This is a genomic window from Pseudomonas sp. NFPP04 (assembly GCF_900113815.1).
Taxonomy (GTDB): domain Bacteria; phylum Pseudomonadota; class Gammaproteobacteria; order Pseudomonadales; family Pseudomonadaceae; genus Aquipseudomonas; species Aquipseudomonas extremorientalis.
On the sequence record NZ_FOQS01000014.1, the window covers coordinates 136,713 to 147,718 of the forward strand.

The following is an 11,006-nucleotide window of genomic DNA, read 5'->3' on the forward strand; positions in this document are numbered from 1 at the left end:
AAGGCATCCAGCGCATGGGCACCACCCTGCGCGAATTGATCAGCGGCATCCGCGACGGCGTGACCCAGATCGCCAGCGCCGCCGAAGAGCTGTCGGCCGTGACCGAGCAGACCAGCGCTGGCGTGAACAGCCAGAAAATCGAGACCGACCAGGTTGCCACGGCGATGCACGAAATGACCGCCACCGTGCAGGAAGTCGCGCGTAACGCCGAACAAGCCTCCCTCGCCGCTGCCGACGCCGATGGTCAAGCCCGTGCCGGCGACAAGGTGGTCGCCGAGGCCATCGCCCAGATCGAACGCCTGGCCGCCGAAGTCGCGCGCTCCACCGACGCCATGACCCACCTGCAGCAAGAGAGCAACAAGATCGGCAGTGTGATGGACGTGATCAAGGCCGTGGCCGAGCAAACAAACCTGCTGGCCCTCAACGCGGCGATCGAAGCAGCGCGTGCCGGTGAAGCCGGGCGTGGTTTTGCCGTGGTGGCCGATGAAGTACGTGGCCTGGCCCAGCGCACGCAAAAATCCACCGAAGAAATCGAAGGCCTGGTCGCCGGTTTGCAGAACGGCACCCAGCAAGTGGCCAATGTGATGAACAACAGCCGCAGCCTCACCGACAGCAGTGTCGAGCTGACCCGCAAGGCGGGTGTGTCGCTGGAAAACATCACCCGTACGGTGTCGAATATCCAGTCGATGAACCAGCAGATCGCCGCCGCCGCCGAGCAGCAAAGCGCCGTGGCTGAAGAGATCAGCCGTAGCATCGTGAATGTGCGTGATGTGTCGGAGCAGACCGCTACGGCGAGTGACGAGACGGCCAAGTCGAGTGTGGAACTGGCGCGGTTGGGTAGCCAATTGCAGCAGATGGTCAGCCACTTCCGGGTTTAAGAACCGCAGTCCCTGTGGCGAGGGAGCTTGCTCCCGTTGGGGCGCGAAGCGGCCCTGATCAAGTTGATGCAGATTTGAAGTTGAGAGCGCAGTGAATGCTTGGGGCTGCTACGCAGCCCAACGGGAGCAAGCTCCCTCGCCACAGGCAAACCTAGACATACTCGGCCCTCCGTGAGTTGGGCCTTACCTCCAGCACACTTACCGGAACACGTGAGCCTTCGGACGCGAGTCGGTTGCGTCCTTTGAGAGAGCAACCCCAGCCACTAACTGGTGTTGCAAAAAAAACCGCCCTACCAAGGCGGTTTTTTATTGCCCGCGATTTACCCCTCAGCCCTCGCCTTCCTCAACAAACACCAGCCGATTCCCAAACGGATCCTTGATGCTCATCTCCCGCGATCCCCAAGGCGTTTCCTCAACCCCTGGCTTGGCATACCGGTAATCCTTGCCAACCAACTGCTGCTGATACGCGTCCACCCCTTGTGCCTGAATCCGCACCGCCGCGCCCGGCGACGCATCGCCATGGTGCTCAGTCAAATGCAACACGCATTCACCCAGCGATACCTGCAGGTACAACGGAAAATTCGCCTCGAAACGATGCTGCCAATCCACCTTGAACCCCAAAAAGTCGACGTAGAACTCCAACGCCTTGGCCTCGTCGAAAATCCGCAGGATGGGGGTGACTTTTCCTAAGTGCATGGCAATCGCTCCGTTCATAAGAGCGCCCACTATAGAGACGAAAATCCCCGACGCAAATCCCCACTGCGCGCCAGGAAACGACCCGGCCGCTGACCGTTCGCCTGCCCGTCGCTGTAGCTCAATACACCGTTGACCCACACCCCATCAATGCCTTCCGCCGCCCGCTGCGGTTGCTTGAAGTCTGCCACATCGCGCACGCGCAACGGGTCGAACAGCACCAGGTCGGCCCAGTGCCCTTCGCGGATTTCACCGCGCTCGGCCAAACCAAATCGCGCCGCCGACAAGCCGGTCATTTTGTGCACGGCGGTGTGCAACGGGAACAACCCGACATCCCGGCTGAAATGCCCCAGCACCCTTGGAAATGCGCCCCACAAACGCGGATGCGGGAACGGATCTTCCGGCAGCCCATCCGAACCGACCATCGACAGCGGATGCGCCAGGATGCGTCGCACATCCGCTTCATCCATTCCGTAATACACCGCCCCCGCCGGTTGCAGGCGACGCGCTGCGTCCATCAGCGAAACATCCCACTCAGCGGCGATATCCTGCAGGTCGCGCCCGCCCATCTCCGGGTAAGGCGTCGACCAGGTGATGGTGATGCGAAACGCGTCAGTCACCTGCTTGAGATCCAGGGTCGAAGAACTCGCGGCATAGGGATAACAATCACAGCCTACCGGGTGGGTTTTCGCCGCCCGCTCCAGCGATGCCAACAGTTGCGGACTGCGCCCCCAATTCCCGGCGCCGGCACATTTGAGATGGGAAATGATCACCGGGGCCTGGGCATGCCGACCGATCAAAAACGCCTCATCCATCGCCTCCAGCACCGGCTCGAATTCACTGCGCAAATGGGTGGTGTACACCGCGCCAAAATCCGTCAATGCTTCACTGAGTTGCAGCACCTCATCGGTCTCGGCATTGAACGCGCTGGCGTAGGCCAGGCCTGTGGATAACCCCAGGGCGCCGGCTTCGAGGCTCTCTTGCAGTTGCATGCGCATGGCAGCGATTTCATCCGCTGAAGCGCTGCGATGCAGGTCTTGCATATGATTGCTGCGCAGTGCCGTGTGACCGATCAGTGCGGCAACGTTGACCGCCGGGTGAGCCTGTTCGACCGCCGCTCGATAGTCACTGAAACGCGGGTACACAAACGCCGAAGCGCTGCCCAGCAGGTTCATCGGATCGGGCGGATCACCGCGCAACGTCACCGGCGACGCGCTGATGCCACAGTTACCGACGATCACCGTCGTTACACCCTGGCTAAGCTTGGGCAGCATCTGCGGATGGCGGATCACCACCGTGTCATCGTGGGTGTGCACGTCGATAAAACCCGGCGCCAGCACACGGCCCGCAGCTTCGACTTCATGTTCGGCCACAGCCGTCGACAAATCGCCAATCGCCTCGATGCGCCCGTCACGCACCCCAACATCAGCCACATAGCCTGGGGTGTTGCTGCCATCGATGATCAATGCCTGGCGTATCAGCGTGTCGTACTTCATATCAGTCTCCAAGCGGCAGGCTGTCAGGGCCGCCGCGATAATCGTCCAGGGCCAGCTTGATCCGGCGCAGGCGTTCCTGGTTGTCGTCCGGCGAGACCAGGGCCAGCTCGGTGGCGAGCAGGTCGATGGCCAGCAGCATGCCGTAGCGGGCAGCGGTGGGCTTGTAGATAAAACTGGTTTCGGCCGGCTGCAGCGGCAGCAGCACATCGGCCAATTGGGCCAAGGGCGAGTCGGCCAGGGTGATGGCGACGATGCGCGCGTCGTAATTGCGCGCCAGCTCCACCACGTCCAGCAGTTCGGGGGTGAGGCCAGTCAAGGAACACACAATCAACGCATGCTCAGGCCCCAGCGTCGCCGCCGTGACCCGCATCATCACCGGGTCGTGGCAGGCCGCAATCGGATAGCCCAGGCGCACCAGGCGCACCTGCAACTCATCGCTGCACAGGCTCGACGGCCCGCCCATGCCAAACGCATGGATCATCCGCGCCTTGCCCAGCAGGCTCACCGCATCGACGAAACTGGCCTGATTGAAACCGGAGAGATGCTGACGCAACGTCGCCTCGATATCCCCCAGGATCTGCCGATGAAACGCCGACTGCTCCGGCAACCCCGCCGGATCGAGGAAGCGACTGCCGACGCCGCTGGCCTGGGCCAACTGGAGGCGCAAGTCACGTAAATCCCGGCACCCCACACTGCGCGCAAACCGCGACAAGGTGGCCGTGCTGACCTCGGCCCGTTGCGACAATGCTTCCAGGCTGGCCGATGCGGCAAACCCCACGTCATCGAGCATCAGCTTGGCGATACGCCCTTCGCCGGCGCTGAAGGCGTCCTGGCGGGCGCGGATCTGGTAGAGGATGTCCATGGGCTCTCCGGGTTACAAGATGCAGGACAGACCATAGGTCAGACCGAAGGCGACCAGGGAAATCAAAGTCTCCAACACGGTCCAGGTCTTGAAGGTCTGGATCACCGTCATATTGAAGTATTCCTTGATCAGCCAGAAGCCGCCGTCGTTAACATGGGAAAAGATCACCGAACCCGCACCGGTGGCCAGCACCAGTAGTTCAGGGTGTGGATAACCCAGGCCCAGGGCGACCGGCGCGACAACACCGGATGCGGTGGTCATGGCGACGGTGGCCGAGCCCGTGGCAATTCGCATCAGCGCGGCGAACAGCCAACCCATCACCAACGGCGACAGGTGAAAGGCATGGGCCAGGCCGAGAATTTCGTGGGTCACACCTGCGTCCACCAGGATGCGGTTCAACCCGCCGCCCGCGCCCACCAGCAAGGTGATGCTGGCGGTCGGCGCCAGGCATTCATTGGTGAACTTGAGGATCGATTCGCGGTTGAAGCCCTGTGCGATACCCAAGGTCCAGAAGCTCACCAACGTCGCCACCAGCAGCGCGATCACCGAGTTGCCGATGAACAGCAGGAACTGATTGAAACCGGTGCCCGGTGTGGAAATCACGTTGGCCCAGCCACCGATCATCATCAACACTACCGGCAACAGGATAGTGCCCATGGTCAGGGTAAAGCTGGGCAAGCGGGTACGCGGTTCACGCTCGATGAACTGGCGCTCCAGCGTATTTTCCGCCGGCAGGTGAATACGCGGCACGATGAATTTGGCGTAGACGGGCCCTGCGATGATTGCCGTCGGGATACCGATCAGGATGGCGTAGAGCACGGTCTGCCCCACCGACGCGTTATACGCCAGCACCGCCATCATCGCCGCCGGGTGCGGCGGCACCAGGGCATGCACCACCGACAGGCCGGCGACCATCGGCAAACCCACCATCAGGATGGACACGCCCACCCGCCGCGCCACGGTAAAGGCAATCGGCACCAGCAACACAAAACCCACCTCGAAAAACAGCGGCAGCCCCACCAGGAACGCGATGCACACCATGGCCCAGTGCGCGTTGCGCTCGCCAAAACGGCTGATCAGTGTGCGCGCCACCTGCTCGGCACCGCCGGACTCGGCCATCATCTTGCCGAGCATGGTGCCCAGCGCCACCACCAGGGCGATATGCCCAAGGGTCTTGCCTACGCCCGCTTCGTAGGACCCCATGATGGTGTCCGCCGGCATCCCGGCCATCAGCGCCAGGCCGATGGACACCAGGGTGATGACGATAAACGGGTTGAGTCGGTAACGTGCAATCAGCACGATCAAAGCAATGATGGCAATGGCAGCGTATGCCAATAGCCCGAAGCCCGGTGATGCAGCCATGCGGTACTCCTCGGAAAGGGTCACGTCGAATTGGTTGTGAAACTCATAAATCATTACCGAGGAGTATTTTCAATTTTTATGAAAATAACTTTCGCCCACAGATAAGCGCTGTCGCGTTGGGATATGCCCGACAGGGGTGAATGAAAATTCGAGGGGTGTTCTTACATGAAGATCAGAGGATGCCGGAAACTCGAACGCTGCCGTTGAGTCATAGAATGCGCAACCCTTCATGACCAGGAAACCGACCATGATTCGCACATCCCTCGCCGCCGGCGCCCTGCTCCTCGCCCTCAGCGGCACCGCTTCTGCCGCCGACAACCCAGCGCTGAAGAAGTGCATGGACAGCGCCAACACGACCGCCGACATGGTCACGTGCAATACCAAGGAAGCCAAGGTGCAGGACACCCGCCTGAACCGCGCCTACAAGACCGCCCTCGCCGCCCAGGAAGGCCCGCGCAAGCAGCAACTGCAAGACGTGCAACGCCTGTGGATAAAGTACCGTGACGCCAATTGCGCCTTCGCCGGTTCCGCCACCGGCGGCACCATCGACCAGGTCAACGGTTCCGGCTGCATACTCGACATGACCCAGACCCGTGCCCAGGAGCTGGAAGACCTGGTCGGGCCTTGATCACTTACTCATGATGGACCCGCGCACGCTTGAGCAGCATCTTGCAACGCTCCGACAGATGCAGCACCCGCAGGTGCTTGCCAGCCTTGCTGTAACGCTCGCGCAGGGTCATGAGCGCGGCAATCGCTGAGTAATCGACAAAGCTCAGGTGACGGCAATCCAGCGTCACCTGGGCCGGGTCGTTGGCCGGGTCGAATTGATTCAAAAACGGCGTGGTCGAGGCGAAAAACAAGGTGCCGTGCAGGCGGTAGAGCTTGCTGCCATCGGCCTCCAGATACTCATCGGCATACAGCTCCCGCGCTTGCTGCCAGGCGAAATTCAACGCCGCAATCACGATCCCGCACAGCACGGCGGTAGCCAGATCGGTGAACACCGTGATCACCGTCACTGCAAGAATCACCAGCACGTCATTGAACGGCACCTTGTTGATCACCCGCAGCGAGGCCCAGGCAAAGGTCTGCTGGGACACCACGAACATCACGCCCACCAGCGCCGCCAGCGGAATGCGCTCGATGAACGGCGACAGGAACAGGATGAACAGCAGGATCATCACCCCGGCAAACACCCCGGACAAACGCCCGCGCCCACCGGAGCTGAGGTTGATCACGGTCTGCCCGATCATCGCGCAGCCGCCCATGCCGCCGAACAGACCGGAGACCATGTTGGCCGCGCCGAGGGCCACGCTTTCACGGTCGGGGTAGCCACGGGTCTCGGTGATTTCGTCGGTGAGGTTCAGCGTCAGCAGGGTTTCCAGCAGGCCGACCATCGCCATCAGGAACGCGTACGGCGCGATGATGCCGAGGGTGTCCAGTGTCCACGGAATCTGCGGCAGCGCGAAAGTCGGCAGGCCGCCGGCGATATGCGCCATGTCGCCGAGGGTTCGGGTAGGCAGGCCGAGCAGGTATACCGCCAGCCCCACGCCGAGGATCGCCACCAACGCAGGCGGCACGGCGCGGGTGATGCGCGGCAGCAGGTAGACGATGGCCATGGTCACCAGCACCAGGCCGGTCATCACGTACAGCGGCGTGCCGCTGAGCCAGGTTTCATCGCTTTTGAAATGCTCCAACTGCGCCAGGGCAATGATGATCGCCAGGCCGTTGACGAAGCCGAGCATCACCGGGTGCGGCACCATGCGCACCAGCTTGCCCAGGCGCAGCACGCCGAACGCGACCATGATCAGCCCGCCCAGTACCACCGTGGCCAGCAGATACTCCACACCGTGTTGCACCACCAGGGCGACGATCACCACCGCCATCGAGCCGGCCGCACCGGACACCATGCCTGGCCGGCCGCCGAACAACGCGGTGAGGGTGCAGATGATGAAAGCGCCGTAGAGCCCCATCAACGGGTTGAGGTGGGCCACCAGGGCAAAGGCGATGCATTCGGGCAGCAACGCAAAAGACGTGGTGAGGCCGGCCAGGGTATCGGCGCGCAGACGGGTGAGGTTCATGGAGTACCAGGGTAATGCGGGGGATGAGGCGGGGAATGGTACGGAATTGAGGGAGATGGGGCTAGTCTCGGAGACCGAGTCGTGCCAATCGGGGGCAAGCCCCCTCCCACACTAGACTGCACTCCACAGTTGGAACTCGGTCAACTGTGGGAGGGGGCTTCCCCCCGATAGCAACACCTGGAGATCACGTGAACATCACACCATTGCGTTGCGAATCCACTCCACCACCGACGTACGCTTCGGCGCCCAGCCCAGCAGTTCACGCGCATGCTTGCCACGCACCCGGCTATTGGAGCCCAGGCCATAGTTGGCCATTTCATAGCCCCACTCGGCTTCAGCCTCGGCCAATGGCCAATCCTGCGGTTTGCCCAGGTCCAGCGCTTCGGCAATGGCAGTGGTCATGTCGATAAACGCGGCCTCGCCACTTTCCACGAAGTAGAAGGTACCGGGCACATTCTTGGTCAGCGCCAACAGGTACAGCGCCACCACGTCTTCAATGTGCACGTTGGACCAGATGTTCTGCCCGCTACCCACATGGCGTACTACACCACTCTTGCGTGCCTGCTTGAGCAGACGCGGTAGTTGCACGCTGTCGCGCTTCACGCCCAGGCTGTGGCCGTAGATCAAGGTGTTGCAGATCACCGCCGAGTTCACGCCGTCTTTGGCAGCCGCCAGAACCAGGTTGTCGATGGCCACACGAGCCGCCTTGTCGACCGTCGGTTCCGGCAGGTTGTCTTCGAAGTAGATGACATCGCTGGCCTTGCCGCCCGATGCATCCCCGACAATGCTCGAACCACTGGTGTGCAGGAACGGCTTGTTCGAGCCCTTCAACGCCGCGAGCAGGGTTTCCACGGCGGCACGGTGGTCGCTGCTGGCGGCGTTGATCACCGCGTCGGCCTTTTGCGCTTGCTCGGTCAATACAGCCGCGTCATCCAGGGTGCCGATCACTGGGTTGATGCCCAGCGCGGTCATCTCGGCCGCCTGCTCGGCGCTGCGCACCAGGCCGGTAACGGTGTGGCCGGCCTCGACCAGGCCGGTGGCAATGGAACCGCCGATAAAACCTGCTGCGCCGGTAATGAATACATTCATGGAGGACTCTCCTGACTGGGTAAGTGATGAACCCAGTATCAAGCACTCGTCCCTGACGAATAAGCCTCCACGGCCCAATTCACTCTTGCGCGCAGGTCACGAATCAGCAGGCATACCGCGCCAGCTTGGCCTGGATAAAGTCCAGGAAACACTGGATGCGCAATGCCAGCTGCGAGTTACGGTAGAACACTGCGTGGATCGGCTGGCGATAACCGCTGTTGAACGCCTCCAGCACCGGCACCAGGCGCCCGGCCTCGATATCGTCGATGGTCATGAAGTTCGACAGGCAACAGATGCCCTGTCCTTCCAGCGCCAACTGGCGCACGGTTTCGCCGCTGGACGCCGCCACGCCGGGCTGGATCAGCCAGCGATCGCCCTCCACGTGGCGCAGCGGCCAGTGGTTGAGGGTTTCGGTCTGGGTGAACCCCAACAGCGTGTGATCGGCCAGCTCGGCCACCGTGGTGGGCACGCCGTATTGCTTGAGGTAGTCGGGGCTGGCGAGGATATGCAGCGGCGTACAGCCAAGAGACCGCGCATGCAGGGTGGAGTCGGCCAGGACGCCGATACGGATGGCGATGTCGGTGCTCTGCTCCAGCAGGTCGATGATCAAGTCATCGCTGTTCAGCTCCAGTTGGATGTCCGGGTAGAGGCCACGAAATTCGGCGATGTAGGGCACGATCCCATGCAGCATGAACGGCACGGCAGCGTTGATGCGCAGGCGCCCCGCCGGTTTCTGCTGGCGTGATGACAGGCGCTCCTCCAACTCTTCCATCTGCGCCAGGATCACCTTGGCCTGCTCGAAGAAGTACTTGCCCTCTTCGGTCAGGTCCATGCGTCGCGTGGTGCGGTTGATCAGCGTGGTGTCGAGCTTGGCTTCCAGGCGCGACAAGGTGCGGCTGACAGCCGAGGGCGTCTGCCCGACTTGCTCGGCGGCGGCGGAAATCGAACCGCATTCAATCACGCTGACGAAGATCTGCAGCTCATCGGACCGGGCTTTCACAGGCGCTCCTCGTTATCGGTTCAGCGCAGCTTACACCGAGAAATTGAACACCTGCGCCAGATGCTGCTCGTAGCGCGCTACATCAGCTTCGATGGCCGGGCGTTTCATCACGTCCACGCACAGGAACGTCCGCAGGCCGGTCATGCCGAGGAACTCGTTGGCCTTGTGGAACGGGAAGTACACCGCGTCCACACCCTTGGCTTCGAAGAAGTCGGTCGGGTCATCGAAGGCTTGCTGCGGCGCGTTCCAGGTCAGCGAGAGCATGTACTGCTTGCCGTGGATCAGGCCACCGCTGCCGTACTTCTGCGAGGCATCGGAACGGGTGCGACCGTCGCTGGCGTACAGGCTGCCGTGGCCTTCGGTGAAGACTTCGTCAATGTACTTCTTGACGATCCACGGCGCGCCCATCCACCAGCCGGGCATTTGGTAGATGATCACATCGGCCCAGAGGAATTTGGCCACTTCTTCGGCCACGTCGTAGCCTTCGTCGATGTGGGTGACCTTGACGTCGATGCCCGCACGGTCCAACGCCGCCACGGCGGTGTCATGCAGGGTGGTGTTGTAGCGGCCATCGGAGTGGGCGAATTTCTTGCCGCCGTTGAGCAGGAGGACTTTTTTCATGGGAGGGTATCCAGAGGGGTTAACAATGTCTGCCGGCAGGCTATCGACATCGGCCCCTCGGAATAAGCGGTGATGCGGCAAAATACATTTGACCAAAAGGCACGAATTACCTGCGCATTGTTAACCACTGATCAGCAGATGGGCACCCAGCAACGCCATGCCGATGAAAAATACGCGCTTGAACAACACCGCACTGATGCGCTGACGCACCGCCTGGCCCAACCACATGCCCAGCAGCGCCGGCACCAATGCCAACAATGAAGCATTGATCTCCCCACCTCCGAGCGTGCCGTGCCACGCCATGCCGGCAGCGAGCGCCAGGGTCGACACGGTGAAGGACAGCCCCAGCGCCTGCACCAACTGATTGCGGTTCAAGCCCAGGGCTTGCAGATAAGGCACGGCGGGGATCACAAACACGCCGGTCGCCGAGGTGATGATGCCGGTGATAACACCACACAAAGGGCCCAACCAGCGTTCGGTTCGAGGCTTCACCTTGAACGTGGGCAGGAACAGCCCGCTCAGTGCATACGCTAGCAACGCCCCGCCCAACGCATGGCCTACCCATCGCCCTCCACTCAGGCCCAGCCACAGCGTGCCAAGCCCGGTACCGATAAAGATCAGCAACAGCATCGGCCACAGGCGTTTGAGCAACGCATTCAGATGGCCGCCGAACGCCAGTTGCCACAGATTGGTGATCGTCGATGGGATGATCAGCAACGCTGCAGCCTGCGCCGGTAACATAGCCAGACCAAGCAAGCCCATGGAGACTGTCGGCAAGCCCAGGCCAATCACACCCTTGACGGTGCCGGCAAGCATGAAGGTGCCGATCACCAGCAGTGTCAGGGCTGGGCCGATATCTTGGTAAAACGCGAGGAATGTATTCATGGGGTGATAGTGCGGTTTTTCGATGAGGCCGAAAATTCGCCA

Annotated in this window: 11 protein-coding genes; 2 read left to right on the top strand and 9 right to left on the bottom strand. The window is 61.7% G+C overall.

The annotated features are described in order from the left end of the window. The first annotated feature begins 173 nt into the window (after positions 1-173). A complete protein-coding gene (locus BM017_RS29745) occupies positions 174-878 on the top strand; it encodes a methyl-accepting chemotaxis protein (RefSeq protein ID WP_371318427.1) in 705 nt (234 codons plus the stop codon). 327 nt (positions 879-1,205) lie between these two features. On the opposite strand, the gene BM017_RS24840 is transcribed toward BM017_RS29745, so the two are convergent. From BM017_RS24840 to BM017_RS24855, 4 genes are read right to left on the bottom strand one after another with little or no spacing between them, the layout of a single operon-like run. Continuing rightward, the gene (locus BM017_RS24840; RefSeq protein WP_058425714.1) at positions 1,206-1,574 is read right to left on the bottom strand and encodes a glyoxalase superfamily protein; all 369 of its coding nucleotides are present in this window, start codon (positions 1,572-1,574) and stop codon (positions 1,206-1,208) included. Between the two features lie 29 nt (positions 1,575-1,603). Then, positions 1,604-3,067 (bottom strand): N-acyl-D-amino-acid deacylase family protein, encoded by a 1,464-nt coding sequence (locus tag BM017_RS24845; protein ID WP_092249387.1) that lies wholly within the window; start codon positions 3,065-3,067, stop codon positions 1,604-1,606. 1 nt (position 3,068) lies between these two features. Continuing rightward, the gene (locus tag BM017_RS24850) at positions 3,069-3,929 is read right to left on the bottom strand and encodes a MurR/RpiR family transcriptional regulator (RefSeq protein ID WP_092249390.1); all 861 of its coding nucleotides are present in this window, start codon (positions 3,927-3,929) and stop codon (positions 3,069-3,071) included. Between the two features lie 12 nt (positions 3,930-3,941). Beyond that, entirely contained in the window at positions 3,942-5,291 is a 1,350-nt protein-coding gene (locus BM017_RS24855) for a GntT/GntP/DsdX family permease (protein WP_256575684.1), read from the bottom strand. A 247-nt stretch (positions 5,292-5,538) separates the two neighbouring features. On the opposite strand from BM017_RS24855, the gene BM017_RS24860 reads away from it, so the two are divergent. Beyond that, on the top strand, positions 5,539-5,919 hold the full coding sequence (locus BM017_RS24860) for a lysozyme inhibitor LprI family protein (protein ID WP_071489170.1): 381 nt from the start codon (positions 5,539-5,541) through the stop codon (positions 5,917-5,919). A 4-nt stretch (positions 5,920-5,923) separates the two neighbouring features. Here BM017_RS24860 and BM017_RS24865 read toward each other — a convergent pair whose 3' ends face one another. The 5 genes from BM017_RS24865 to BM017_RS24885 all read right to left on the bottom strand — a co-directional run bounded on the left by BM017_RS24865 (position 5,924) and on the right by BM017_RS24885 (position 10,964). Further along, positions 5,924-7,369, bottom strand: a complete 1,446-nt coding sequence (locus BM017_RS24865) for a SulP family inorganic anion transporter (protein WP_092249396.1) — start codon at positions 7,367-7,369, stop codon at positions 5,924-5,926. Between the two features lie 195 nt (positions 7,370-7,564). Next, positions 7,565-8,458 (bottom strand): NAD-dependent epimerase/dehydratase family protein, encoded by an 894-nt coding sequence (locus BM017_RS24870; RefSeq protein WP_092249399.1) that lies wholly within the window; start codon positions 8,456-8,458, stop codon positions 7,565-7,567. 103 nt (positions 8,459-8,561) lie between these two features. Then, the gene (locus BM017_RS24875; protein WP_092249402.1) at positions 8,562-9,458 is read right to left on the bottom strand and encodes a LysR family transcriptional regulator; all 897 of its coding nucleotides are present in this window, start codon (positions 9,456-9,458) and stop codon (positions 8,562-8,564) included. A gap of 30 nt (positions 9,459-9,488) precedes the next feature. Next, positions 9,489-10,079 (bottom strand): NADPH:quinone oxidoreductase MdaB, encoded by a 591-nt coding sequence (locus BM017_RS24880; RefSeq protein ID WP_092249405.1) that lies wholly within the window; start codon positions 10,077-10,079, stop codon positions 9,489-9,491. A gap of 120 nt (positions 10,080-10,199) precedes the next feature. Then, positions 10,200-10,964, bottom strand: coding sequence for a sulfite exporter TauE/SafE family protein (locus BM017_RS24885; RefSeq protein ID WP_092249408.1), 765 nt, complete (start codon positions 10,962-10,964; stop codon positions 10,200-10,202). Between the last annotated feature and the right edge of the window lie 42 nt (positions 10,965-11,006).

Excerpts from the sequence above, each read along its gene's own strand:
- BM017_RS24880 (WP_092249405.1), bottom strand. The coding sequence starts at position 10,079 with ATGAAAAAAGTCCTCCTGCTCAACGGCGGCAAGAAATTCGCCCACTCC.
- BM017_RS29745 (WP_371318427.1), top strand. The coding sequence starts at position 174 with ATGACCGCCACCGTGCAGGAAGTCGCGCGTAACGCCGAACAAGCCTCC.
- BM017_RS24885 (WP_092249408.1), bottom strand. The coding sequence starts at position 10,964 with ATGAATACATTCCTCGCGTTTTACCAAGATATCGGCCCAGCCCTGACA.
- BM017_RS24865 (WP_092249396.1), bottom strand. The coding sequence starts at position 7,369 with ATGAACCTCACCCGTCTGCGCGCCGATACCCTGGCCGGCCTCACCACG.
- BM017_RS24850 (WP_092249390.1), bottom strand. The coding sequence starts at position 3,929 with ATGGACATCCTCTACCAGATCCGCGCCCGCCAGGACGCCTTCAGCGCC.
- BM017_RS24855 (WP_256575684.1), bottom strand. The coding sequence starts at position 5,291 with ATGGCTGCATCACCGGGCTTCGGGCTATTGGCATACGCTGCCATTGCC.
- BM017_RS24845 (WP_092249387.1), bottom strand. The coding sequence starts at position 3,067 with ATGAAGTACGACACGCTGATACGCCAGGCATTGATCATCGATGGCAGC.
- BM017_RS24840 (WP_058425714.1), bottom strand. The coding sequence starts at position 1,574 with ATGCACTTAGGAAAAGTCACCCCCATCCTGCGGATTTTCGACGAGGCC.
- BM017_RS24860 (WP_071489170.1), top strand. The coding sequence starts at position 5,539 with ATGATTCGCACATCCCTCGCCGCCGGCGCCCTGCTCCTCGCCCTCAGC.
- BM017_RS24870 (WP_092249399.1), bottom strand. The coding sequence starts at position 8,458 with ATGAATGTATTCATTACCGGCGCAGCAGGTTTTATCGGCGGTTCCATT.